Below are 23,225 nucleotides of genomic sequence, written 5' to 3'. Positions count from 1 at the left end.
AGGAATTCCTCTAAAAAGGGCTTAACGCTTGGGCGAGGGCCGCGAGGCGGCCGCGGACCGACACATCGAGAACCATGTCGCCATGCTGAACGATAACGCCCGCCAAAAGCCGCTTGTCAGTCTCCACGACTAGCTCCACCAAGCGTCCCGTACGTCGGGCCAGGGCCTGGCGCAGGCCCTCGCGTTGGATGTCGGTGAGCGGCTGGGCTGTGGTGACGGTTGCATGCGTGCGGTTCTCCGCATCGTCCTTCAAGACGGCGTAGACAGCGGCTAGGCTCGGCAACGCGTCGAGCCTGCCGTTCTCAAGCAGCAGACCGATGGTGCGCACCACAGGCCCCAGAACCGCCTGATCGGGAGCCAGGGCCGCGGCCAGCTGCGAGCGGAGCACTTGCGGGTTGTCGGCCAAGGCCGCGACCGCAGGATCGGCGAGTGCCGCTGCGGCCGCCTCAAGACTTACAAGAACCGCGTTGCGGTCGATGCCGGGCACGGCCATGAGCGCGCGCGCGTAGGGTCGCGCCACGGCCGCCATGTGGTCTGTGGTCACAGTTGCGCCGCCACTTCGTCGAGGAGGCGCTCGTGCAGCCGCGCATCAATCTCGCGCTCCACGATACGCTCAGCGCCGGCCAAGGCCAGGCGCGCGACATCGCCCCGCAATTGCTCGCGGGCGCGGTTCATCTCGGATTCCGCCTCGGCGCGCACGAGCGCCATGGCATGGTCGGCCTCGGCGCGGGCACGTTCGCGGGCCTCGTCGATGATCTCGCGGGACCGTCGCTCAGCCTGGTCGAGGATCTCGGCGGCGCGCTCGCGCGCTAGCACCAGGACCTCTTCCTGCTGGCGCTGCGCCTCGTCGAGCGCCTTGCGGCCCTGGTCAGCCGCGGCAAGGCCATCGGCGATGCGCTTCTGGCGACGTTCCATGATGGCCGTAAGCGGCCCCCAGAGGTAGCGCTTGACGAAAACGATGAGCACCGCGAAGGTGACCATCTGGACGATGAGGGTCACGGATATGGGCATGGTGTGGGTGGGTCCCTATCGTGCCTTAATGGGCAAGATGCTTGATCGCTTCCACAGCCGCCCCTTCGAAGGGATTCACGAAGGTGAAGTACATGGCGAACGCAGCGGCGATGAACGGAAACGACTCCATGAGGCCCGCGGTGACGAACATCTGCACGCGCAGGGTCGGCAGCATCTCGGGCTGACGCGCTATGCCCTCGATGTACTTGGAGCAAATGAGGCCCCAGCCGAGTGCCGAGCCCAAGGCCGCACCCGCGAAGATGATGCCGACGGCGACGGCCGTGTAGGAAAAGACCATACCGATAACCGACGCAAGCTGCGGATCAACCATAAAGCGACTCCTCAAATGAAAAGATAAAAGAAACCAAGGTCAGTGCGCATCGCCTTCTTTAGTGGCCGCCATCGCCAAGTACATGATGGTGAGGACCATGAAGATAAACGCCTGGAGCGTGATGATAAGCAGATGAAAAATCGACCACAGGACGCCCGGCGCCCAGGCCACCCACCAAGGCAAGAGCGCGATAAGCAGAAACACGAGCTCGCCCGCGAACATGTTCCCAAAGAGTCGCAAACCGAGGCTCAGGGGCTTGGCGATCTCGTCCACCGTGGTCATCAGGATATTGACCGGGAACAGGTACGGACCGAAGGGATGTACCAGAAAGCCCTTCAGGTAGCCCCACAGACCTTTGTGTTTGATCTGGTAGTAGAACGTGAGCAGAAAGACGCTCAGGGCCAGACCCAACGTCGTATACGGGTCGGCGGTCGGGGTCGAACGAAAATCAGACACGCCCATGGCATGCGCGGCCGTCGGCAAAAGCAGGACCGGCAACAGATCCATGGCATTCATCAGCAGCACCCACAGGAAGACCGTGAAGGCCAGCGCCCCCACCATGGGGTCCTCGACAGGAAAGATGCCCCGGACCTGGTCGTCAACGAACTCCAGCAGCGCCTCGAGGACGTTCTGGAGACCATGAGGAACCCCCTCCTCCAAGCGCCGGCCTATGACCCAGCCGGTGACAACGATGGCGCCGGCCATGACCCAGCCGATGAGGACGGTGTCGACATGAAGGCTCCAGAACCCGTGACCGATGGTCAGGTTCTTTAAGTGATCCTCCATGAAGCTTACGGCATTGTGACTCATAATCCTGACGAAATCCCTGGGGCCAGGAACGCGACCTGACCCAAACCAAAGGCCACCAAAAACGGCAGCGGGGCCACATGGAACACCCCGAGCCCCAAACCCAAAAAGACGATTGCGAACACGAATCGCGCGACCGCGCCGCCATACAGCCACAGCTGCGCCTGCGCCGCGCCCAGCTTCCCATCGGCGCGCCCCACAGAATAGGCCAGCACCAAGGCCCCCAACATGGCGATTGCGCCTCCGGCAAGCGCCGCCACCACAGGCCTCAGGGCATCATGGTGGGAGGCGCTAAGAGCGGCGCCGACCGCGACCGCCAAAGTCAGAGAAGCCTGCGCTATGAGCACGCGACGCAGGCCTTTGCGTAAGATCTGTGTTGCGTAGCTCATGATGGCCCGGTCCCGTTCGCCGTAAGGGGGCGCCCGCGGGCGCGCAGTATAAGTGTTCCTTATGCTAGGGTCAAACGAAACCGCACCCAAAACCCCATCGCGAGAGGCGGGGCGAACACCTCACGGGGGGCCGAGACGACCCTTGGCCCAAGCGGCGGCGCGCTGCTGCTCACGCGGGGTCAGCAGCGCTGCGGTCTGGCGCGCAAGCTCCGCCGCGCGCGCCGACTTGGGCGCCGCGCGCTCATACCAGGCCAGGGCATGGATCAGGTGATCCGGCCGACCCACGCCGTACTGGTAGAGCTCACCGAGCTTGAGTTCGGCATTGGGCATCCCGCTATGAGCCGCGCGTCGCAGGCTCCGCAGGCCTGCGTGCACGACTTGCCCGCATAGGAGACACAGAATAAGCGCGGCAACGCCAGGGGTCCATCGTTTCACGGGCACCTCCAATCTCACGAAAATCGGCCGAGCAGGCCTTCGAGCTCATCCATACTATGATAGTCGATGGTGATACGCCCCGCTCCCGCGCCACGCGCCTGGATGCGGACGCGCGCCCCGAGCGTATCCGTGAGGCGTCGCTCCAGGGCCGCGACATCCGGATCGGGCGTCGGTTTCGGCGGCTCGGGGCGACCATATCGCTGCACACGCCGCTCCGTCTCGCGCACACTTAAGCCTGCCGCCGCCACTTCGCGGGCCAAGGCCGTTTGGGCTTGGGGGTCGGCGATGGCGAGCAAGGCGCGGCCATGGCCCATCTCGATCTGCCCCACCTCGAGCATGCGCCGCACCTCGGGGGCAAGCGCGAGCAGGCGAAGAAGATTGGTGACCGCCGCCCGCGAGCGACCGACATGGGTGGCGATCTCGTCGTGCGTGAGCTCGAACTCCTCCTGAAGACGCTTCAGTCCCGCCGCCTCCTCGAGGGGGTTCAGATCCTCGCGCTGGATGTTTTCGATCAGGGCGACGGCCATGGCGGCGCGATCGGGGATGTCGCGCACGATAACCGGGACCTCGGACAGACCCGCGATCTGGGCCGCACGCCAACGCCGCTCGCCGGCGATGATCTCGAAGCCCGCGCCCGCGCGCCGCACCAGGATGGGCTGCACGATGCCTTGGGCACGTATGGATTCGGCGAGCTCATTCAGGGCCTCGGGCTCCATATGCGTGCGCGGTTGATAGCGTCCGCGCTGCAGGCGCTCGATCGGCAGGGTCTGAATAGCGTCCGGCGGCGGCGTCCCCGGGGGGTCGGACCGCTGGGTGTCGCCAAAGAGCGCGTCCAGCCCGCGCCCAAGCCGGGGACGTTTCTCCTTCATGCGTCAGCTTCTCCTGCGACAGGTGGCGGTTCACGCGCCAAGATTTCGGCGGCCAAAGCCAGATAGGCCTGGGCCCCGCGTGATGTGCGATCATACTGAATGACCGGGACACCGTGGCTCGGGGCCTCGGCCAGGCGGACATTGCGCGGAATGATGGTCTGAAAGAGCTGACTCCCGAAGTGGCGGGCCAGTTGCTCCGAGACCTCGATGGCAAGCCCATTACGGGGATCGAACATGGTGCGCAAAAGCCCTTCTATCGTGAGGTTGGGATTCAGCTGGGCGCGCACCCGGCGGACCGTGCCGAGCAAGGCGGTCAGACCCTCCAAGGCATAGTACTCGCACTGCATGGGAATCAGCACGGCATCGGCGGCAACGAGAGCATTCACCGTGAGCAGGCTCAAGGCCGGCGGACAGTCGATATAGATGTAGTCATAGCTCCCGCGCAGGGGCGTGAGCGCATTCTGCAGGCGCCGCTCGCGCCCCGTGGCCTGGGCAAGCTCGATCTCGGCACCCGACAGATCCTCGTGCGACGCCAGCAGGTCATAGCCGCATGCAGCGCGCCCCACCGCCTTCTGCGCGTCCTGGTCCCCGAGCAAGACCTCGTAGAGGCCCTGTTCGGTGCCCGCCATGCCGCTACCCATAGTCGCGTTGCCTTGCGGGTCGAGATCGATCAAGAGGACACGTCGCCCCTGTTCGGCGAGCGCGGCGGCTAGGTTGATGCTGGTCGTGGTCTTGCCCACCCCGCCCTTTTGGTTGGCGATGGCGATGATGCGCGTCATGGCGCGCGCGCCATAACAACGAGATGGCGTTTGGCAGACAGACCCGGCACCTGAAGGGCGTGCACGGCCCGCACGGCATAAGGATGCGCGATCGCCGCGAGCTCCTCGGTCGGGAGCGCGCCCTTCATGGCCGCGATGATCCCGTCTTGCGCGAGCAGGCGGCCGGCCGCCAAGGCGATGTCGCCCAGGCTCGCATAAGCACGGGCGGTGATGACGGCATACAGCACGGGCGGCTCGTGATCCTCAACGCGTTCACCCGCCAGCGTGACATTGGTAAGCGCGAGCCGCGCCACGACCTCGGTCAGGAAGTCGATGCGCTTATGAGACCGATCGAGCAAGGTCACCGCGCGCGTCGGCTGAAGCAAGGCGACGGGAATGCCGGGTAGCCCAGCGCCGCTCCCGACATCCAGCAAGGGGCCTGTCGGCAGATGCGGCAGAATGGCCAGGCTGTCCAGGATATGGCGCGCCACCATCTCCTCGGGGTCGCGCACCGCGGTGAGATTGAAGACCCGGTTCCAGCGCGCCAGAGTTTCGAGATAGGCCATCAGGCGCGCCTCGGTCTCGGCATCCAGGTCGATCCCAAGCGCCTGGACGCCGGATCGGAGGCGCACTCCCGCCTGCCTCCACTCCTCCCCCATCGCCCGCTCGGCGCTACTCATGTCAGGCCCGCAACCGCTTCAAATGGACGAGCAAGAGCGAAACCGCCGCCGGTGTCACGCCCGGCAGACGGGCGGCCTGCCCGAGCGTGGCGGGCCTGTGACGAGCCAGGCGTTGCCGGACCTCGGTCGATAGACCCCGTATCCCTTGATAATCCAGATCCTGCGGCAAGACCATTCCCTCGTGGTGGGCGCGACGCGCGATCTCGTCACCCTGGCGCGCGATATAACCCTCGTACTTGACCGAGACCTCGAGCTGCCGCCGCGCCTCGGGGTCGGCGAGCGCGCCCCCGGGGGGTGCAAGCCCGATGATGTCGTTATAGCCTACCCCAGGTCGCTTGAGGAGATCGAGCAGTGAGGTCTCACGCGCCAGGTCCTGGCCGAGTACCGCGCTCACGCTGGGGTCGCCAGGGCGCACGAAGCTGGCGCGTAGTCGCGCCTGTTCACGCCGCACCGCCTCTTCGCGATCGATGATCCGGCGGTAACGCTCCTCGTCTATGAGCCCAAGGCGGTGTGCGACCCCCGCCAGTCGCTCGTCGGCGTTGTCTTCGCGCAACAAAAGCCTATGCTCCGCCCGCGAGGTGAACATGCGATAGGGTTCGGTCAGGCCCTGGGTAATGAGATCATCGACCAGTACCCCGAGATAGGCCTCATCGCGCCGTGGCCACCAAACCTCTTGCTCGCGACAGACGAGTGCCGCGTTGATGCCCGCGAGCAAGCCCTGCGCAGCGGCCTCCTCATAGCCGGTCGTGCCATTAATCTGGCCGGCAAAGAAAAGCCCGTCCAGGGCCCGCGTCTCGAGCGAAGGCCTCAGATCGCGTGGATCGAAGTAATCGTATTCGATAGCGTAACCCGGGCGCGTGAGCACGGCCTTCTCAAGCCCCGGAATCGAGCGGACCAGCCGCCACTGGGCATCAAACGGCAGGCTCGTGGAGATCCCGTTTGGATAGACCTCCGACGTCTCCAGGCCCTCCGGCTCGAGAAAGATCTGGTGCGAGCCCCGGTCCGCGAAGCGCACAACCTTATCTTCGAGCGAAGGGCAATAGCGAGGGCCCGTGCCCTCGATCACCCCGGTGTAGAGCGGGGACCGGTCCAGGGCCGCGCGCACGATGGCGTGCGTTTCCTCCGTGGTCTGTGTGATATGGCAGGCGACTTGGCGGGGTCGCGGGGGCTGCGCCTGGGAAAAATACGGCGCCGGCTCGTCGCCGGCCTGCGCCTCCAGCGCCGCGAAGTCGATTGTGCGACCGTCGATCCGTGGCGGGGTGCCGGTCTTTAAGCGCCCCACCTGGAAGGGGAGGGCGCGCAGGCGCTCGGCGAGCGCGCGGGCGGGTGGCTCGCCGGCGCGGCCGCCGGCGTATCGGCTCTGGCCTACGTGAATGAGGCCCGCGAGGAAGGTCCCGGTGGTGAGCACCACGGTGCGCGCGCGAATGACGAGCCCCATCTGCGTGACGACGCCCACAACCGCGCGACCCTCAACCACAAGGTCATCGACGGCCTGTTGAAAGATATGGAGGTTCGGCTGGCGCTCCAGAACGTGGCGGATGGCGGCTTTGTAGAGGGCCCGATCCGCCTGCACGCGCGTGGCCCGCACCGCTGGGCCCTTGCGGGCATTCAGCGTGCGGCATTGGATGGCGGCGACGTCCGCGCAATAGCCCATGGCCCCGCCCAAGGCGTCGATCTCGCGCACCAAGTGCCCCTTGCCGATCCCACCGATTGCCGGGTTGCAGGACATCTGCCCCAGGGTCTCGATGTTGTGGGTAAGCAGCAAGGTCCTGCGTCCCATGCGCGCCGAGGCGAGCGCAGCCTCGGTCCCGGCGTGACCGCCGCCCACCACCATGACCTCGTAACGCTCTTCGTGTTCCACGAAAAAAGCCTCCCACGAAAGACGGATCATAGCATGAGCGTGATGCGATCTTCGCCGACGAGGCCCGGGGGCGTGAAACGCCCCCGGGGGCGCCCGCCATTTGGATGCGCGAGGATCTCGCGACACGCGACGCAGCGCCGGTCACAAACCACAACGGGTGGCCGCGCCCCGTCCGTTGGGGGCCGAACACTCGGACGCGGGGGCCGTTGCGCGCGCCACGATTACGCGGTGCGACGCCCACTTTGGACGCCGGGGGCGAAAACCGCTGCGGCCTTCCTGGGTCCCTCGCAAGTAATAGAATACCTGGGGCCTCGATGGCGCGCGCACGACAAAGGGCAGACGCCCGTCCTGAGGCGTGGGCACACGTTCGGGGCCAAACCTTAAGTCCGCCAGCCACTGTACCCGAAAGGCACCGCCATCAGTAAACGTAACGCTCCCACCGTGGCACGAAACCGACCATGGGTGTCTGGCCTCCGCCCCCGAAGTTGGTCGTGTTGGACACCCCCGGCGCATAATTGATGGTGATATGGCCCTGCAAACCGTTCAGGGATCCCGCCAGATTGCTGGTATTGACGGTATCTATCATGCCCGTGATCACACCCGTGCCGCGCATAATGACGGACTGTCCGGCCGCCACCACGCCGGTGAGATCGGTGTTGCCGTGCACGGTCACCAGACCGCCCGTTATGATGCCGGTCGGTGTGCCGCCCGCTGAGCAGGTCGTACCCGAACCCACCGGGCCCGCGCTGCTCGGGCAGAAATAGCCGGTCGCCGTGCCGCTGGGCAGGATCGTCGAGCTCGGCTGGCTCTGCGTCGAGCATCCGAGGAAAGGTGGCGCGAGCGTCGGCGATGGCGTGCACGAGGAGGTGGTGCCACCGTTCGTGCCGTTGAAGGTGCCGCCGGGCCCTGGGGTCGCATTGACGGTGCCGGAATAGGGGTAATTCACGCTCCCGCCGCTCAGGATAACTAGGTTCGCTACCGGACCCGTCCCCTCGCCGGGCGCTGTGTTGTTGACGCCACTTGGGCACTCGTTTGTGGGAAGGGGTCCAGGCGGGTTCGGGTTGCACACATTCGGCATCTGCCCGTAGCTCACGATATCCATATTGCCGCCGATCAGCACATCACCGGTGGCGATGATGCTCGCATAACCAGGCGTCTGGGTCGCGGCGGTCCCGATGGTCCCCCCGCCATCGACGACAACGTCGCCGTAGAAGAACAGGACCCCTGGGTTAGGTGTGCTCGTGAGCTCCCAGCCGTTATTGAAGGGGTATTTGATGCAGCGCGCACCGCCATTTACGCAAAGCGAATCATCTGTATTGGGGAGCGCGCTCAACAAGGTCGTACCCGCGGGGTAAAGCGCGGCGTTGTTCTGGAACGTCACTTGCGGCTGCCCCTGGGCATCGACTGACAGAATGGCGTTGGCCTCACCGGTCAAGTTATAGGCGTTGATGGTCGGCACCGGGATGCCGCTGGTCGCGACATGTGCCGTGCAGACGGAATTCGCGGTCTGGCACGAGTGCGTGCTGCTACCGTTTGTGGGAAAGGTGATGGTCCCCGTCGCACGGGCGGATCCGGTGAGCGTGTTGTGACCGCCTATGGTCAGATTGCCCCGCACCCCGACCGATCCGGAACCGGTGTTGATGGTGGTGCTGTCGGACAACTTCTGATCCCCGTTGACGAGCAGCGCGAATGGCGGCAGGGGGGGCGGCACCGTGTAAATGGTCGCGGCATGCAAATAGCTGCGAATCTCAGTGGAGCCCGTGGCTGTGCGCCCGATCGCGTCCACCTCGATGTCGCCATCAGTAGAAAAGGTGTTGTTCACGACGCGCGCGGTCATGGTATTCGTGCCGCTCGTTTGATTGAGCAACACAAGACCCGCCGGCACCGCGGTCGGACTCAGCGCGCCCGCGTTGCCGTTTAGACAGGCCGCCGACGGCGATCCGCAAAAGAGCTTGTTCAGGTATTCGGCGGATGCCGCCGTGGCATCCTGGGCGAGGGCGCGCGCCTCGGTGCGCGCACTGCCCGTGTCCTGGCTCTTGCCGCTCGCCGTCATGTGGCTGTAGGCGCCATAGAGACTAGCGGCCAGGGCCGCACCTATCGCCAAGATCATGATCAGCGTCGATACGCCACGCAGCTTTCTCGGTGAGTTTCGCATAGAGCTGTCCTCGTGCCTCAGGGCGGCAGGTTGCGCAAACAGACGGTGGTCGGTGCTAGGTCGGTGCCATGCGCGAAGAAGCCACCAGTCAGGGTCGTGGCGACGGGCAGCTGCAGCCGCACAAGCGGGTGCTGGACTGGCGACGAGAACTGGCCGCCACGCACATCGCAGTCCTGGGGCGCGCTGACCGTGACGGGGGCAATATTGCTCACAGCCACGCTCGGCACGATCGTCACCATGTCCCAGTTGGTCTTTGTGTTCATGGCAGCCGGCGTGCAACTGCCGCCGGCTGCCTCCAGAAAATACACCAGACGATCGTTGCCGCTGTTTCCATTCGCCCCCGCGACCACCTGCAGACCCGCGCAGCGAACGGTGCCGGCCGTAACAGGAGATAGCCAGTCCCAGAACATACCATTGCCCTGGGCCGTGCCATTGGTAGGGATAGCGACGGTCGCGTTGCCGCCCGGGCCCGAGCCCGACACCAGCACGACGTCGGTATTCGTTTGCGGTGTCTGGATACCATAGCCTGCGTTGGCCATGTTCATGACGTCAAAATCGTAATTAACCGCCTCGCTCAGGGTCTGCTGTCCGACGACGCCCTGGTCCACAAGGGACCGCGAGACCGGGATGTAGAGCACCATAGCTGCCAGAACGAGCAGCGCCCCGATCGTCATGGCAACCATGAGCTCGACGAGCGTGAAGCCCTTGTTAATCTTGGACAGTGACATGGCGCACGACGCCCAGGGTGGTCCAGGTGGCGGTGGCCGTGACCTGGGTTACGGGCACGGTCGTGGTCGGCTGGGGATAAGGCATGGGCACGTTATCGATGGAGCAGCTTATGGCGATCGTGAAAGCGACACCGGAGGCCGTGGTACCCGGTATAGTGCTCGGGCCCAAGCAAATCTGATTGGGGGCCTGGGCATCGAGGCGCGCCTGAGTCGCCGCCAACACATCCTGACGCTGACTGTCGAAGATGTTGTTGTTGACCGCGTGGTGGAGTCCGAGCCCCACGCCGACTGCGATCAGAAGAAAGATTACAAGCGAGGCCAGAACCTCGATCAAGGTGAAGCCTTTAGAAGACATAGCTGTCGCTCGCCGCGGCGCCTCCTGTGACGTTCGCCCCGAAGGTCCATTGGCCATTCACCGGGGCTGGCCAGTAGCAAGCCCCAGCCGAGGCGCCAGGCGGGTTCGTGGCAGCGAGCAAGGGTTGGCCAAGCGCGCTAAAGGCAAGGCAGGTTAGGGGTGACTGGTTGATGGTCATGTGGACCTGCGCCGCTATCCCGCTCACGCGCACCTGCACTGGGCCCATCGCGGGGTTCGTATTGCCGGCACACCCCCCGTGACTGCCTGTACAAACGTAGAGGTATTGCTTCCCCCCTTGGGTTACCAGCTGCAGCGACCAATTGTGATAGGGGGTCGCGGACGATGGCGGACTCGTCAAAGCGCTGGCCATGGCGACCTGCAAGGCGGTGCGCATACGAGCTTGGGCGACGTTGACGTTGTCCGTTCCAAGCCAGGTCAGGAGCCCGAGAAAACCCGCCCCCACCAGGATCGCGATGATCGCCAGCGTCACTACGAGCTCGACCAGCGTCAGCCCGCGAAAGGCGCGGGTCCCGGCGAGCGCGCGGCTTAGGTCTCTGCGGTTTGCCATATCACCACCCGATGACCAGAGTCCCGTTCGGGAGCTGTTCGCAGCGGTCGTTCAAGCTGTCGAGAAAGAAGGTTTCGCTGGTCGGCAATCCCGAGGCCGGCGTCGGCTTGGCGGTCAACTCGTAGCTCGGGCCCGCGGGCGTCGCGACATTGCACGCGCCCTGGTCCGGGTTCTGGATCGCGTAGGTGAACAGCGGGTTGGGGTTGTTGCCGGGATTCCAGCCCGGTATCGCGTTCGGTATGAGGCTCGGGTTGCTCGCCGGGTAGGCATTGTTGTTCTGGTAATAACGCTCCATGAGGGTGGAAAGCAGCACTAGGTTGCTCTCGGCGCGCCCGATCTTGGCGTCCTTTATGTAGTGCGAATAAATGGGGATCGCGATCGCGGCGATGATAGCGAGAATGGCGATGACGACCATCACCTCGACAAGCGTGAATCCTCGGCCCGTAGTCCGCTTTCCGGTTCTTCGTTTTGCCGCCATATCGTGCCCATACCCATAATAGACCCGCGCCCTGCACATCCCGGTGCCACCGTATGCGCGCTGAGCGATCAGATCAGTATAGGTCAATTTGGCGACAGGTGCGTTACGGACGAGTTCGTTTGCCTTGCCATCGTCGCGGCTAGTCGGCAGCGGCGCGGGAGATAGGCAAGCGCCCGCAGGCGCCCTATACTGGAGGTGTGGACGCCCCGATATCCCACCATGCGCTGATCGCGCCTGTCCTGGCCGCGCTCGAGAGGATCCTAGTCGGCAAGGCCGAGACCGTAAGGCTCGCCCTGTGCTGCGCACTGGCGGGCGGTCATCTGCTGCTAGAGGATGTCCCGGGGGTCGGTAAGACCACGCTTGCCTACGGCCTTACGTCCGTGCTCGGGCTCGAGTTCAAGCGCGTGCAGTTCACCGCCGACCTTTTGCCGGCCGACGTGGTCGGGGTCTCGATATTCGATGCCGAGACGCGCAGCTTCCACTTCCACAGGGGCCCGATCTTCACCCAGTTACTCCTGGCCGACGAGATCAACCGTGCCACCCCCAAGACCCAGAGCGCGCTGCTCGAGGCCTTGGCCGAGGGCCAGGTCACGGTGGACGGCACGCGCCATCACCTACCACAACCCTTCTTCGTGGTGGCCACCCAGAATCCGCACCATCAGATCGGCACCTTTCCGTTACCGGAGTCGCAGCTGGATCGCTTCCTGATGCGTTTGACGATCGGCTATCCCGATCGCGCCGCGGAACGCGAGATCCTGACCGGCGACGATCGCCAGGCGATGGCGCGCGAACAGCCCGCGTTGCTGGCGCCACCGGAGCTGCTGGCCTTGCGCACCAAGGCCCGCGAGACGCGCTGCTCGGGGGCCTTGGTGGATTACGTCCAGGACCTGCTCGCGGCAAGCCGCGCACGCCCGGATTGGGGTGGTGGTTTTTCGCCCAGGGCGGGTCTTGCACTCCGCGACGCCGCGCGCGCCTATGCTTTGCTTCAGGACCGTGACTACGCCCTGCCTGAGGACGTCCAGGCGGTGGCGGTGGCAGTCCTCGCCCACAGGCTCCCGATCGGCGACCCGGAGCGCGAGGTGCAGCGCCTGCTCGAGGTCGTGGCGGTCCCATGAGCCGCCCGGCCCAAACGCTCGGGCGGCGCTCCATCTATCTCCTCCCGACGCGCGAAGGCCTCTGGTTTGGCGCGATCGTCTTCGTCTTGTTACTCGCTGCCGTGAATTACGGCAATGGCCTAGCCTACGCCGTCACCTTTCTGTTGGCGGCCTTTGCCACCCTGTCATCGGCGATAGGCCAGCGCAACCTGCTTGGGCTCGTCATCCATGAGGGCCTGTCGCGCCCGGGATTCGCAGGCGCCTTCGTAGGATTCCGGGTGATCCTGGCGAACCCGACGGACACCGGGCGGTTTGGCGTCACTGTGTCGGCCCTCAAGGGGCCGTCGATCACCGTGGATCTGGCGCCCCGCGAACAACGTACGGTCGAAATCCCGTGGGCCACCGTGCGCCGCGGGTCGGTCCCGGCGCCAGCGATACGCATCAGCAGCCGCTACCCCTTCGGTCTGCTACGGGCCTTTTCCCGCCGCATAGCGCTTACGGATCCGGCGATCGCCTACCCCAACCCCCTCCCCTATGCCGCCTTGCCCCCCGGACGCGCGAACAGCGCATCGGATAATGAAGCCGCCGGGGTGGGGTCCGAGGGCGGTGGGGATTTCGCGGGGCTGGTCGCTTTCCGCGCCGGAGAGAACCCCCGACACATCCACTGGAAGGCGGTGGCGGCGGGCAAGGGTTTGCTGGTGAAGCGCTTCACCGGGCTTGCGGACCGGGAGATCTGGTTGGCGGCGGATCCCGCGGGGAGGATGGAAGAAGAACTCCGGCGGCTCTGCCGGCAAGCGCTCGATGCCGAAAAAAGCGGTTACCGTTATGGGCTGTCCCTGGGCGAGGACAGGGTCCCCGCCGGCGGCGGCGCTACCCACCTTGAGCGCTGCCTGAAGACCTTGGCCTTGCATGGCGAGTAAGGCCGCTGCCATTCCGCGGTTCCTGCCGCCACCCCTGATCGCGGGACTTATGGCAGCGGCCTGCGTCCCGCTCCTCACCCACCTGCCCTGGTGGACGGTAGCGATCAGCGCGATCTTCACAGTGTGGCGCTACGCCGAGGGTCGTTGGGCTGCGCGGCCGCCACGACTGCTGCTCTGGGTGTTGGTGCTGGCGGTGGGTTTGCTCGTCTATGGACGCTTTCACACCCTGGTGGGAGAGCATCCGGGCTTAAGCTTCCTCGTCATGCTGCTCGGCCTGAAGTGCCTGGAAGCGGAAACGCCGCGTGATGCCGTGGTGCTGGTGCTTTTGACTTACGTGGCCTTGCTCGGCGACCTCTTGTTCCGCCCGTCCATGGCCATGGGGGCATTTGCGCTCGCCTTCCTGATCGTCTCTTTCGTGGCGCTCTCCATGATCGCGCAACCCCATGGGCTCTCCTTCCGCCAGCGCCTCCGTCAGAGCACCATCGTCATGCTGCAGGCGATCCCGCTCGCAGCGCTCGCTTATGTCGTATTTCCGCGGATCGCGGGCGGGCTTTGGCGAAGCGCCCCGCGGCCAGTCGGACAAACGGGGCTCACGCCCGACCTGCGGCCCGGCTCCTTGAGCGCGCTGCTCTCGTCACGCGCAGTCGCGATGCGCGTGATTTTTCATGGACCACGACCGCGTCGCGACCTGCGCTATTTTCGCGCCTACGTACTGACCGCCACCAACGGCCGGGTGTGGCGCCCGGGCCCACCAGATGCCCCTGGAACCACCAAGGGGCGCCCCTACGCTCCCTACACGGTGCTTTTGAACCCGACGGAGAATCGGGTCCTGCCCGCCCTGGACTGGCCGATCGCCGCCCCGGCTCGGACACGACTGGAACCAGGCGGCGTGCTGCGCGCGCGCCACACGATCCGGCATTTGGTCCGCTACCGGCTCTCGAGCGCAAGCCGGCGCTATGGGAGGCTTACACCCGACGGGCGCCGCCAAGACCTGGCCCTACCCTCCGACCTGAGCCCCCGTATCCGGGTGCTTGCCGCGCGCCTAGGCCGAGGCGCACAAACGCCGCAGGCGCTGGCGCAGCGGGTGTTGGGGTATTTTGTGCGGCACCACTTCGTGTACACCCTGAATCCCCCGACCATGGGACGACATCCCATATCGCGCTTCCTGTTCCGAGTGCGGGCCGGCTATTGCGAAGATTACGCGGCCGCCTTCGCGACCTTAATGCGGGCCGCAGGGGTGCCGACCCGCGTCGTCGTGGGCTTCTATGGCGGAGAATTCAATCCCGATGGTGGTGACGTCATCGTGCGCAACTACGATGCCCACTCGTGGGATGAGATCTGGAGCGGCCATCGCTGGCTGCGCGTGGATCCAACCGCGGTGGTAGCACCAGGCGCACTGCAAGAGCGGTGGCCCACATTCCGGCGATTCTTGGAGCATGGCGGCACGCGCTTCACCACCGCGCGGCCATGGTGGAGCGCCCTGCGTCACCGGGTCCGCCTCTTACAGGACGCGGCCACCACCGAATGGGACAACTGGGTCGTGGACTACAGCAGCCGCCGACAAGCCGAGCTTTTGAGGCGTCTGGGCTGGCGGGACGCGGGCCCGCTTGCCCTAGGGCTCGTGACCATCGCGCTCGCGTTCGCGGCGCTGTCGCTCGTAAAGACCCTCGGGGGGCGCGTACGGCTAGCGCGGGACGCAGGACGCGTGGCCTACGACCGCTATTGCCGGCGCATGGCACGGATCGGCATAGCGCGCCGATCTGCGGAAGGTCCGGCGGCCTATAGCGCTCGGGCCGCGCGCGCCAGACCCGATTTGGGCGCGGAGATCGCGCGGATTACCCAGTGCTACCTGGAGGTGCGCTACGGCGGCCAGATCGCGGCGCTTCCTGATCTCAGGCGTCAGGTGAACCGTTTCAGGCCGCGGAGGCGGCCTCGCCGGAGGCCGGTGAGGGCTGAGGGGGAGACCACCAGAGCCAGGCGATCCCGAGGGCCGCGGCGAGCGGGGACGCGATCAGAACCGCGAGCTTGCCTGCGGCGCGGTCGGGGCCGGGGGCGAAGGCTAGGGTATTAACGAAGAGCGCCATGGTGAATCCGATGCCGCTCAGCCAAGCGGCGCCCAGCACGTGGCGCAGGGTGACGCCGGTCGGGAGATGGGCCCACCGCAGCCGCACGGCAAGCCACGATACGGCCCCGACACCACCGAACTTACCAAGAAGCAGGCCCAGCAACACACCCAGCAAGACCGGCTGCGCGCGCGTGAAATCGGCGAGACGGAAGGCCAGGCCCGCGTTGGCGAGCGCGAAAAGCGGCAGGATCCCGAAGTTGACCCAGGGCGATAGCCGTCGTTCAAGGCGCTCGCTCGCAACCTGCGGCCGCACCCCGACGGCCGGGTCGGGGTCGCTTGCCGGGAGCGCGGCGGCGAGCACGACGCCGGCCAGCGGCGGATCGATCCCGGCGCGCCACAGGGCCAGCCACAAGGCCGCGCCGAGCAGCGCGTAGGCGCCGAAACCGCGCACCGCGCGGCGGTTTAAGACGATGAGGGCCACCGTCACCAAAAGGGCCCCGAGCAAGGCGGTGGCCCGAAAATGGCTCGTGTAGTAAATCGCGATGACCAGGATCGCGCCCAGATCGTCGACTATGGCCAAGGCGAGCAGAAAGATGAGGAGGTTGCGCGGCACGCGCCGCCCGAGCAGGGTCAAGGCGCCGACCGCAAAGGCGATGTCGGTGCTCATGGGAACACCCCAACCGGCCACGGTCGGTCCATCGGGATTGAAGGCGTGGTAAATGAGGGCGGGCAGGACCATGCCGCCGAAGGCCGCCGCGAGCGGCAGGACCATGGTCCGCGGATGACGCAGGGCGCCGTGCAGGATCTCGCGTTTGAGCGCCAAGCCCACGACCAGAAAAAACACCGTCATAAGGCCCTGGTCGACGATGTCCTGGATCGTGAATCTTACGTCCCCGATGTCATGGGTGGCGTGCCAGAAGGCGCGAAATGAGGGCCCATAAGAGGAGTTTGCGCCTATGAGCGCGACTGCGGCCGCCAGGAAAAGCGCGAGCGGGCCGGCTATGGCGCGGCGACCTTTTGTTTCATGGGTGGGCGCCACGGCGTCTCCGGGGAACGTAGGTCTGGGTCTGGGCGTTCGGGAAGTATACGGGATACGCGGCCGACTTGGGACGCGGTCGAGGGATGTGCGCCGCTTTGCGGCCCCGCAGGGCGCGAGGGGAAAAGAAGCCCGCCTGCTTGGGCGGGTGACCGTGTCACTTGCCGATACAAAAGTCGGAAAAGATGCGGCCGAGTAGCTCGTCGCTGGTCATGCGTCCGGTCACTTCACCGAGGGCCTCGTGCGCGAGACGCAACTCCTCGGCCACGAGTTCGGCGCTGCCCACCCGCTTGTGATCCAAGGCGCGGGCGAGCGCTTGTTCCGCTCTCTCCAGCGCCACCACGTGCCGGCGACGGGCAGTGAACACGCCTTCCCCGCCGACATCGGCCTCGCCACCCAGAAGTCGGGCGCGGAGACCCTGTCGCAGTTCGGCGATGCCCGCGCCGCTTGGCGCGCAAACCGCGAAGCCCTCGGCGCACGCCCCCGACGGCCGTTGGGTCTGGTCGATCTTGGTAAAGACGGTGATGGCCCCCGGCGGCGGGGTTTGCGCTGGCGCGGGGCCGGGGGCCGTGTCGTCGATCAGCCAGAGTACGCAATCCGCCTCAGCGAGCGCCGCTTCGGCGCGGCGTATTCCCTCGCGTTCCACAGGATCGTCCGTGGGGCGCAGGCCGGCGCTATCGATAAGGTCTAGGGCCAGCCCTTCCAGCACGACACGTTCGCGCACGAGATCACGGGTGGTGCCGGGAAAAGGGCTCACGATAGCCGCGTCGTGGCCGACGAGGACGTTCAGGAGGGTGGACTTGCCGGCGTTCGGGGCGCCGGCGATGGCGACGCGCGCGCCCTCCTGGAGGATGCGCCCTTCTCGCCCACGGCGCATGGCCTCGGCTAGGTTCCGGCTTAGGTCTTCGAGGCCGGCGGTGAGGGCGCCGTCATCGGCGATATCGAGGGCCTCGTCGGGAAAATCGAGGGCCGCTTCGACGTGGATGCGCAACCCCACGAGCCGCTCCTCCAGCGCCCGCAGCATCTCAGAGAAGGCCCCGCGCAGGGTATTCATGGCGGCGCGCGCCGCGCCCTCATGCGCGCTTTCTATGAGATCGGCGACCGCCTCGGCCTGCACGAGGTCCATCTTGCCATTCAAGAAGGCGCGTTCGGTGAACTCGCCTGGACGCGCCAGACGCGCACCCAGGGCAACGAGGGTCTTAATGAGGCGATCGAGGACGACGGGGCTGCCGTGTCCCTGGAGTTCCAGGACATCCTCCCCCGTGAACGAGCCCGGGGCGGGGAAGAATAGTGCAATTCCCTGGTCGAGCGCCCGCCCCTGTTCATCCCGAAAGGTCGACAGGGTCGCGACCCGTGGGGCCGGAGCGCAGCGCAATACTGCCTGGGCGAGCCTTGGGACCAGCGGGCCGGAGATTCGCACTACCCCTATACCCCCCATACCGGGGGGTGTGGCGATAGCACAAATCGTCTCGGCCGCGCTCACATCCCCTCAGGCCTTATCCACGCGTGCCATGACCCATTGCTGCTGGAGGATGGAAAGGACGTTGTTTGTGACCCAGTACAGGACGAGGCCCGCCGGAAAGAAGAGGAAGAAGCCCGTGAAGATCACGGGCATCACCATCATGACCTTGCGCTGAGTCGGGTCCATCATGGCTGGGTTCAGCATCTGCTGGGCCAGCATTGATAAGCCCATGAGGATGGGCAGCACGAAATAGGGGTCGGGGGCGGCCAGGTTATGGATCCATAGGAGGAAGGGCGCGTCGCGCAAAGCCACGCTATCGAGCAGCACCCAATACAAGGCTATGAAGACCGGGATCTGGACGATCATCGGGAGACAGCCGCCGAGCGGATTCATTTTCTCGGTCTTGTACATCTCCATCATGGCCTGTTGCAGCGCGGCCTTATCGGCCCCGTGGCGCTCCTTTAAGGCCGCCATGCGCGGTTGCAGTTTGCGCATCTTCGCCATGGATTTGAAGCTCGCCGCCGAAAGCGGGAAGAAAATCACCTTGATCAGGACCGTGAGCAAGATAATGGAGATGCCCCAATTACCGACCACAGCTTCGATGTGCGCAAGCACCCAATAGAGGGGCTGCGAAAGGACCGTAAGCCAGCCGTAGTCGACCGTCAGGTTGAGGCCGGGGGCGACCGCCTTCAGGATCGAAGGGGTCTTGGGTCCCAAAAAGAGCCGGGTCGTGAGCACTCCCGTTTGGCCGGGGGCGATCACCAGGGGCCGGGCCGTCTTGTAACCAACCACATAGCGGGGGCCGGCCAACACGGAGCTGTAAAAGATGGCAGGCGACTTGGCGCCCGGTATCGCCGCGCCAAGAAAATAATGTTGCGAGACCGCCACCCAGCCGCCGGTTGCGGCCACATGGAGGGGGTGTTTCAGCATCTGCGGAAACGGGGCCTTCTGGTATTTGGCCTGCGGCGTGTAATAAGCCGCACCGATATAGATGGGCGCCGAATGGAAGAGATGTGTCTTCGGGGGCGGACTGTGCAGAAATTGGTTGTACAGGTAGACCGTGATCGGTTTGGGTCCGGCATTATGGACCGCGTATTGAACGGGTACCGTATAGCCGTCGGCCGTGAAGGTGTAGGTCTTCACGACACTTATGGCACCGTTATGCCAACGGAAATGAACGGCGAGCGGTTTACCGTGGACCGGGACGCTGTAGTCGCCCCCACGAGTCTGATAAACGCTCGTGTGGTTGGGCAGATTCACCCGCCCGAGCAAGCCGTTCTCGTTCGAGAAGAGGCTATGGCCCGAGGGCTTCAATAAGGCATAGGGTCGTTTGCCGTGGCTCTTGTCCGCGGAATAGCGTCGCAAGAGGAGGTCCGTGATATCGGCCCCCTGGGCGCTTAGGGTCGCGGTGAGGACCGCGGTCTTCACGACCACCGAGGGCGCCACGGCCTGTGTGACAAGCGGCTGCGCGACGGTGGGCGCGGCTGTGGCGGCCGTAGGCGCACTCGGGGCACTGATGCCCGGCGCGGCCGGTAGGGCGCTGGCTGCAGGGGCGGGTCCCGAAACCGGGGGACGCCAATGTTGCCAATCCGTCCAGATGGTAAAGAGAATGACGGCGAGCAGGACGTACAGCACTGGACGATAGTTGTTCATGGTCGGGATTTCAGACTACCTCAGCGAGGAACAGGGTCATGCCCGCCGGCGTGCCAAGGGTGGCAGCGGCTTACGCGTCTTACCGCAAGCCAAACGCCGCGCAGCGCACCGTGGCGCTCGATCGCCTCAAGCGCGTAGGCGGAACAGCTCGGATAATAACGGCAACGGGAACCAAGCCAGGGGCTTAGAAAATAGCGATAGCCACGAATCAGGAGCATCAGGGCTTTGCGCATATTCGGCATATCTTGTGCGAAAGGGTGGCTAGGGCCTCAGTAAACGCCTTCGAGTCGGCACCCGCGGCATCCGGGTAAGCGATCACGACGAAATCCAGGGCACAGAGGCCTTCGCGCTCGCGGCGAAAGTATTCCCGGACTCTCCGCTTGATGCGATTACGAACGACAGCCTTACGGGAGACCTTACGCGATACCGCAAGACCCAGGCGCGCATAATCCAGGCCGCTTGGGTGAGCAATAATCCCGAGAAGCGGGTGCCGCGCCTTCTTGCCGGTCCTAAAAACCTCCTGGTAACGCTTGGGGTCTTTGAGCCTCGCGTGCCGTGGAAAGCTTTCGGCGCCCCGAGTCACCGCTCTTTAGGCGCTGAGGCGAGCACGCCCTTTGGCGCGCCGCGCGTTAATGACCGCCCGGCCGCCAGGCGTACTCATGCGCGCACGAAAACCGTGGGTGCGCTTACGCTTTAAAACGCTAGGCTGAAATGTTCTTTTCATGGCAAGCCCTTAATGTCGGTGAGTCTCAAAAGGGCGGAACACTACGAGGTCCACGCCGGTTTGTCAACGGCGAGTGAAGGTGTGGTCACGGTATTCGGCGCTTGTGGATAACTTGGGGTCGCCCTAGACTATCCGCCCTACCCCTCCCATCGGGTCTTAGCGCCGTGAGTCAGCCGAGCATTTGGAAGAAGTGTCTAGACCGGCTCGAAGAGGAGCTTTCCGCACAACAGTTCAACACCTGGATTCGACCGCTGCAGGCCGAATGGGAGAAGGATTGTTTAAGGCTGCTTGCACCGAATCGTTTCGTGACGGAATGGGTGAAGGACCGCTTCGCGGAACGTATCGCGGAATTGGTTGCCCAGTACCGCGGTGGCACGGGCGCCATCAGCGTCATCGTGCAAGTCGGGAGTACATCCGCCAAGAACCCGACAGTACCCAAAATGACGAGTGCTGCGACCAGGCGCGAGGCGCCCCATAGTTCGCGCTTGAACCCGGATTTCACGTTTGAGACGCACATCGAAGGGAAATCCAACCAACTCGCGCGAGCGGCTGCGAGACAGGTCGGGGAAAATCCCGGCGGCGCTTATAACCCTCTTTTCATATATGGTGGTGTGGGGTTAGGAAAGACTCACTTAATGCAAGCCGCTGGGAATCTCCTGATGACCCATAAGCGCGAGGCCCGGGTGTCGTATGTGCACTCCGAACGCTTCGTCGCTGATATGGTGAAAGCCCTTCAGCATAACGCCATCAATGACTTTAAGAAGTATTACCGATCTTTGGACGCCCTATTGATCGACGATATCCAGTTTTTTGCGGGGAAAGAGCGTTCGCAGGAGGAATTTTTTCACACCTTCAATGCCCTTCTTGAAGGACAAAAACAGGTCATCATCACTGCCGATCGCTTCCCGAAGGAGTTTGTGGGCGTCGAGGAACGTTTGGTTTCGCGATTCGGTTCGGGCTTGACAGTGTCCATAGAACCACCGGAATTAGAGACCCGGGTCGCGATCTTGATCAAGAAGGCACAACAAGAAGGTCTGCCTTTGCGAGACGAGGTAGCTTTCTTTATCGCCAAACGAGTGCGCTCGAACGTGCGTGAGCTTGAGGGAGCGCTCCGAAGAGTTATGGCAAGCGCGAATTTCACCGGGCGCCCTATCGACCTAGCCCTGGCGGCGGAGAGTTTAAAGGATCTGTTGGCCTTCCAGGAACGTCTAGTGACGATCACGAACATCCAGAAGATCGTAGCGGAATACTTTAAGATTCGCGTTTCCGACTTAAGCGCTAAGAGCCGTTCCCGGCAAATCACCCGTCCTCGACAGATCGCCATGGCGCTTGCCAAAGAACTTACGCACCATAGTCTTCCTGAGATTGGGAAGGAATTTGGAGGACGCGATCACTCCACCGTTATCCATGCCTGCCGCAAAGTCAGTGAGCTCGTCGAGGAGGATCCGCGTATAAAGGAAGACTACGCGAATCTGACGAGGATATTAACGACATAGAGTGTGGATAAAAAAGAATAAAACCGACCTTTTGGAGGATCGCGTTTTTTATGCACATCTATCCACAAGCTTACCCACAACAGCCGAGCGTGGTTATACCGGGTTTATCCGAGCTCGGGGAGGCCGGAAACAGAGGGTTTCGAGGGGTTTATTCACAGCTTAGGGCAACGTAATAATAACTACTACTAAGTAAAGATATTTAAAATCTAGTAAAAGCTAAAGGCGGGGATAAAGGGATAATATGCGGCTGACGATCGGGCGAGACGAACTACTGAAGGTTCTGAATGTCGTGGGCAGTGTCGTCGAACGACGTCAGACGAAACCGATATTGACTCACATCCTGATGAAGGCCGGTGATGGAGAACTGACCTTGACGGGGACCGACCTTGAGATTGAGGTAGTGGCAAGGTGTGTAGCCGAGGTGCAGGAGGCGGGGGCCGTGACCGTACCTGGGCGGAAGTTCCTGGACATTGTGCGGACTTTGCCGGGTGGAAGCGTTTTGCGCTGTGAAATGGATGGAACACGGTTTCGCGTCGCCATGGGTAAGAGTCGTTTCCAACTGGCGACCTTACCGGTGGAGGATTATCCAAACCTGATGGATGTGCAGTGGGACGTGCGTTTTGATGTCCCGCGCGTGGATTTGAAGCGCATCATCGAAAAAACGCAGTTTTGTATGGCGCAGCAGGATGTTCGCTACTACTTGAACGGGGTGATGCTGGAGTTTAGTGGGAAGTCTTTACGGGCGGTAGCGGCGGATGGTCATAGGTTGGCCTTGTGTGCGGCGGAACTGACAGCGGAGGTTGGTTCCGAGCGACAGGTCATCATTCCGCGCAAGGCGGTCGGAGAGATGGTGCGTTTCCTCGGGAATGAGAGCGCGGCAGTGGAATTAAGTATATCGACGAACCATCTGCGCGTCGTTCAGGACGGTCTGGTGTTTGTAACGAAACTCGTGGATGGTCGCTTCCCGGATTACCATCGCGTTATTCCGCAGAGCGTGAAGGAGGAGTTGAGCTTACCCCGCGCAAGTGTTCTCGAGATGTTGGGGCGCGTAGGGGTTGTGTCCACAGAAAAGTTTCGGGGAATGAGATTGCGCTTTCAGGGAACGGTGCTCGCGGCGAGCGCTACGAATACCGATCGGGATGAGGCGTGGGAGGAATTAGAGATTGGGACGACCGTACCGGAATGGGAGACGGGCTTTAACGTGACGTATTTGGTCGAAGCCATAGGGGCCTTGGAGGGAGATGAGGTGCTGTTTGGCTGGAATAATAGCGATGGTGGTGTGCGAATTAAAGGGAAGGTAGGGAATGAGGAGCAGGTGTACGTGGTGATGCCGGTGCGTTTGTAAGCTTA

General features: G+C 63.9%; 25 protein-coding genes and 1 pseudogene. 5 read left to right on the top strand and 21 right to left on the bottom strand.

Translation table 11 applies throughout. The annotated features are described in order from the left end of the window. Positions 1 to 10: 10 nt before the first annotated feature. From atpH to ACYCTF_RS04485, 15 genes are all read right to left on the bottom strand, one after another. Positions 11 to 544: an ATP synthase F1 subunit delta gene (gene atpH / locus ACYCTF_RS04555; protein WP_461282489.1), complete on the bottom strand. Its 534-nt coding sequence runs from the start codon at positions 542 to 544 to the stop codon at positions 11 to 13. Further along, complete coding sequence (locus ACYCTF_RS04550; RefSeq protein ID WP_461282488.1) at positions 541 to 1,011, bottom strand: F0F1 ATP synthase subunit B; 471 nt, start codon at positions 1,009 to 1,011, stop codon at positions 541 to 543. Before ACYCTF_RS04550 ends, atpH begins: the two co-directional genes overlap by 4 nt. A gap of 25 nt (positions 1,012 to 1,036) precedes the next feature. Further along, the gene (gene atpE, locus ACYCTF_RS04545) at positions 1,037 to 1,342 is read right to left on the bottom strand and encodes a F0F1 ATP synthase subunit C (RefSeq protein ID WP_461282487.1); all 306 of its coding nucleotides are present in this window, start codon (positions 1,340 to 1,342) and stop codon (positions 1,037 to 1,039) included. Between the two features lie 39 nt (positions 1,343 to 1,381). After that, positions 1,382 to 2,152, bottom strand: a complete 771-nt coding sequence (gene atpB / locus ACYCTF_RS04540; RefSeq protein WP_461282486.1) for a F0F1 ATP synthase subunit A — start codon at positions 2,150 to 2,152, stop codon at positions 1,382 to 1,384. After that, positions 2,149 to 2,538 carry an ATP synthase subunit I gene (locus tag ACYCTF_RS04535; RefSeq protein WP_461282485.1) on the bottom strand — a complete coding sequence of 130 codons (390 nt, stop codon included), beginning with the start codon at positions 2,536 to 2,538 and terminating at the stop codon, positions 2,149 to 2,151. The genes atpB and ACYCTF_RS04535 overlap by 4 nt, the downstream gene beginning before the upstream one ends. A gap of 120 nt (positions 2,539 to 2,658) precedes the next feature. Further along, positions 2,659 to 2,973: a hypothetical protein gene (locus ACYCTF_RS04530; protein WP_461282484.1), complete on the bottom strand. Its 315-nt coding sequence runs from the start codon at positions 2,971 to 2,973 to the stop codon at positions 2,659 to 2,661. Between the two features lie 14 nt (positions 2,974 to 2,987). Further along, complete coding sequence (locus ACYCTF_RS04525) at positions 2,988 to 3,842, bottom strand: ParB/RepB/Spo0J family partition protein (RefSeq protein WP_461282483.1); 855 nt, start codon at positions 3,840 to 3,842, stop codon at positions 2,988 to 2,990. Then, complete coding sequence (locus ACYCTF_RS04520; RefSeq protein ID WP_461282482.1) at positions 3,839 to 4,621, bottom strand: ParA family protein; 783 nt, start codon at positions 4,619 to 4,621, stop codon at positions 3,839 to 3,841. Before ACYCTF_RS04520 ends, ACYCTF_RS04525 begins: the two co-directional genes overlap by 4 nt. Continuing rightward, positions 4,618 to 5,280, bottom strand: coding sequence for a 16S rRNA (guanine(527)-N(7))-methyltransferase RsmG (gene rsmG, locus ACYCTF_RS04515; RefSeq protein WP_461282481.1), 663 nt, complete (start codon positions 5,278 to 5,280; stop codon positions 4,618 to 4,620). Before rsmG ends, ACYCTF_RS04520 begins: the two co-directional genes overlap by 4 nt. A gap of 1 nt (position 5,281) precedes the next feature. Next, the gene (gene mnmG, locus ACYCTF_RS04510) at positions 5,282 to 7,141 is read right to left on the bottom strand and encodes a tRNA uridine-5-carboxymethylaminomethyl(34) synthesis enzyme MnmG (protein WP_461282480.1); all 1,860 of its coding nucleotides are present in this window, start codon (positions 7,139 to 7,141) and stop codon (positions 5,282 to 5,284) included. 418 nt (positions 7,142 to 7,559) lie between these two features. Next, positions 7,560 to 9,296, bottom strand: coding sequence for a hypothetical protein (locus ACYCTF_RS04505; RefSeq protein ID WP_461282479.1), 1,737 nt, complete (start codon positions 9,294 to 9,296; stop codon positions 7,560 to 7,562). A gap of 17 nt (positions 9,297 to 9,313) precedes the next feature. Further along, positions 9,314 to 10,024 carry a PilW family protein gene (locus ACYCTF_RS04500; protein WP_461282478.1) on the bottom strand — a complete coding sequence of 237 codons (711 nt, stop codon included), beginning with the start codon at positions 10,022 to 10,024 and terminating at the stop codon, positions 9,314 to 9,316. Then, positions 10,005 to 10,379 carry a PulJ/GspJ family protein gene (locus ACYCTF_RS04495; RefSeq protein WP_461282477.1) on the bottom strand — a complete coding sequence of 125 codons (375 nt, stop codon included), beginning with the start codon at positions 10,377 to 10,379 and terminating at the stop codon, positions 10,005 to 10,007. Before ACYCTF_RS04495 ends, ACYCTF_RS04500 begins: the two co-directional genes overlap by 20 nt. Next, positions 10,369 to 10,947 carry a pilus assembly FimT family protein gene (locus ACYCTF_RS04490; RefSeq protein WP_461282476.1) on the bottom strand — a complete coding sequence of 193 codons (579 nt, stop codon included), beginning with the start codon at positions 10,945 to 10,947 and terminating at the stop codon, positions 10,369 to 10,371. Before ACYCTF_RS04490 ends, ACYCTF_RS04495 begins: the two co-directional genes overlap by 11 nt. A 1-nt stretch (position 10,948) precedes the next feature. Beyond that, positions 10,949 to 11,425 (bottom strand): type IV pilin protein, encoded by a 477-nt coding sequence (locus ACYCTF_RS04485; protein WP_461282475.1) that lies wholly within the window; start codon positions 11,423 to 11,425, stop codon positions 10,949 to 10,951. 197 nt (positions 11,426 to 11,622) lie between these two features. Between ACYCTF_RS04485 and ACYCTF_RS04480 the strand changes: the two genes are divergently transcribed. The 3 genes and pseudogenes from ACYCTF_RS04480 to ACYCTF_RS04470 form a co-directional block, all read left to right on the top strand. After that, complete coding sequence (locus tag ACYCTF_RS04480) at positions 11,623 to 12,540, top strand: AAA family ATPase (RefSeq protein ID WP_461282474.1); 918 nt, start codon at positions 11,623 to 11,625, stop codon at positions 12,538 to 12,540. Continuing rightward, positions 12,537 to 13,439 (top strand): DUF58 domain-containing protein, encoded by a 903-nt coding sequence (locus tag ACYCTF_RS04475; protein WP_461282473.1) that lies wholly within the window; start codon positions 12,537 to 12,539, stop codon positions 13,437 to 13,439. The genes ACYCTF_RS04480 and ACYCTF_RS04475 overlap by 4 nt, the downstream gene beginning before the upstream one ends. Further along, positions 13,429 to 15,342 (top strand): annotated as a pseudogene (locus ACYCTF_RS04470) (transglutaminase TgpA family protein); the annotation flags it as partial. The gene ACYCTF_RS04475 and the pseudogene ACYCTF_RS04470, both read left to right, overlap by 11 nt. 10 nt (positions 15,343 to 15,352) lie before the next feature. Here ACYCTF_RS04470 and nhaA read toward each other — a convergent pair. The 6 genes from nhaA to rpmH all read right to left on the bottom strand — a co-directional run bounded on the left by nhaA (position 15,353) and on the right by rpmH (position 20,379). Further along, positions 15,353 to 16,543 (bottom strand): Na+/H+ antiporter NhaA, encoded by a 1,191-nt coding sequence (gene nhaA, locus ACYCTF_RS04465; protein WP_461282472.1) that lies wholly within the window; start codon positions 16,541 to 16,543, stop codon positions 15,353 to 15,355. A 154-nt stretch (positions 16,544 to 16,697) separates the two neighbouring features. After that, on the bottom strand, positions 16,698 to 18,023 hold the full coding sequence (gene mnmE, locus ACYCTF_RS04460) for a tRNA uridine-5-carboxymethylaminomethyl(34) synthesis GTPase MnmE (RefSeq protein ID WP_461284573.1): 1,326 nt from the start codon (positions 18,021 to 18,023) through the stop codon (positions 16,698 to 16,700). Positions 18,024 to 18,029: 6 nt separating this feature from the next. Next, on the bottom strand, positions 18,030 to 19,655 hold the full coding sequence (gene yidC, locus ACYCTF_RS04455; RefSeq protein ID WP_461282470.1) for a membrane protein insertase YidC: 1,626 nt from the start codon (positions 19,653 to 19,655) through the stop codon (positions 18,030 to 18,032). Between the two features lie 20 nt (positions 19,656 to 19,675). Further along, positions 19,676 to 19,888 (bottom strand): membrane protein insertion efficiency factor YidD, encoded by a 213-nt coding sequence (yidD, locus tag ACYCTF_RS04450; RefSeq protein ID WP_461282469.1) that lies wholly within the window; start codon positions 19,886 to 19,888, stop codon positions 19,676 to 19,678. Further along, positions 19,873 to 20,238, bottom strand: coding sequence for a ribonuclease P protein component (gene rnpA / locus ACYCTF_RS04445; RefSeq protein WP_461282468.1), 366 nt, complete (start codon positions 20,236 to 20,238; stop codon positions 19,873 to 19,875). The genes yidD and rnpA overlap by 16 nt, the downstream gene beginning before the upstream one ends. 6 nt (positions 20,239 to 20,244) lie before the next feature. Then, complete coding sequence (gene rpmH / locus ACYCTF_RS04440) at positions 20,245 to 20,379, bottom strand: 50S ribosomal protein L34 (RefSeq protein ID WP_298134337.1); 135 nt, start codon at positions 20,377 to 20,379, stop codon at positions 20,245 to 20,247. 164 nt (positions 20,380 to 20,543) lie between these two features. On the opposite strand from rpmH, the gene dnaA reads away from it, so the two are divergent. Next, entirely contained in the window at positions 20,544 to 21,875 is a 1,332-nt protein-coding gene (gene dnaA / locus ACYCTF_RS04435) for a chromosomal replication initiator protein DnaA (protein WP_461282467.1), read from the top strand. A gap of 241 nt (positions 21,876 to 22,116) precedes the next feature. Then, positions 22,117 to 23,220, top strand: a complete 1,104-nt coding sequence (gene dnaN, locus ACYCTF_RS04430; protein WP_461282466.1) for a DNA polymerase III subunit beta — start codon at positions 22,117 to 22,119, stop codon at positions 23,218 to 23,220. The last annotated feature ends 5 nt before the right edge of the window (positions 23,221 to 23,225 follow it).

The organism is Acidiferrobacter sp. (assembly GCF_054609335.1).
Note: the sequence above shows the minus strand (reverse complement) of the source record. Positions and strands in the feature narration are given on the sequence as shown.

Coding starts and splice junctions, on each gene's coding strand:
- ACYCTF_RS04550 (WP_461282488.1), bottom strand. CDS start 1,011: ATGCCCATATCCGTGACCCTCATCGTCCAGATGGTCACCTTCGCGGTG.
- atpE (WP_461282487.1), bottom strand. CDS start 1,342: ATGGTTGATCCGCAGCTTGCGTCGGTTATCGGTATGGTCTTTTCCTAC.
- atpB (WP_461282486.1), bottom strand. CDS start 2,152: ATGAGTCACAATGCCGTAAGCTTCATGGAGGATCACTTAAAGAACCTG.
- ACYCTF_RS04535 (WP_461282485.1), bottom strand. CDS start 2,538: ATGAGCTACGCAACACAGATCTTACGCAAAGGCCTGCGTCGCGTGCTC.
- ACYCTF_RS04525 (WP_461282483.1), bottom strand. CDS start 3,842: ATGAAGGAGAAACGTCCCCGGCTTGGGCGCGGGCTGGACGCGCTCTTT.
- ACYCTF_RS04520 (WP_461282482.1), bottom strand. CDS start 4,621: ATGACGCGCATCATCGCCATCGCCAACCAAAAGGGCGGGGTGGGCAAG.
- rsmG (WP_461282481.1), bottom strand. CDS start 5,280: ATGAGTAGCGCCGAGCGGGCGATGGGGGAGGAGTGGAGGCAGGCGGGA.
- ACYCTF_RS04505 (WP_461282479.1), bottom strand. CDS start 9,296: ATGCGAAACTCACCGAGAAAGCTGCGTGGCGTATCGACGCTGATCATG.
- ACYCTF_RS04500 (WP_461282478.1), bottom strand. CDS start 10,024: ATGTCACTGTCCAAGATTAACAAGGGCTTCACGCTCGTCGAGCTCATG.
- ACYCTF_RS04495 (WP_461282477.1), bottom strand. CDS start 10,379: ATGTCTTCTAAAGGCTTCACCTTGATCGAGGTTCTGGCCTCGCTTGTA.
- ACYCTF_RS04490 (WP_461282476.1), bottom strand. CDS start 10,947: ATGGCAAACCGCAGAGACCTAAGCCGCGCGCTCGCCGGGACCCGCGCC.
- ACYCTF_RS04485 (WP_461282475.1), bottom strand. CDS start 11,425: ATGGCGGCAAAACGAAGAACCGGAAAGCGGACTACGGGCCGAGGATTC.
- ACYCTF_RS04475 (WP_461282473.1), top strand. CDS start 12,537: ATGAGCCGCCCGGCCCAAACGCTCGGGCGGCGCTCCATCTATCTCCTC.
- yidC (WP_461282470.1), bottom strand. CDS start 19,655: ATGAACAACTATCGTCCAGTGCTGTACGTCCTGCTCGCCGTCATTCTC.
- yidD (WP_461282469.1), bottom strand. CDS start 19,888: ATGCGCAAAGCCCTGATGCTCCTGATTCGTGGCTATCGCTATTTTCTA.
- rpmH (WP_298134337.1), bottom strand. CDS start 20,379: ATGAAAAGAACATTTCAGCCTAGCGTTTTAAAGCGTAAGCGCACCCAC.
- dnaN (WP_461282466.1), top strand. CDS start 22,117: ATGCGGCTGACGATCGGGCGAGACGAACTACTGAAGGTTCTGAATGTC.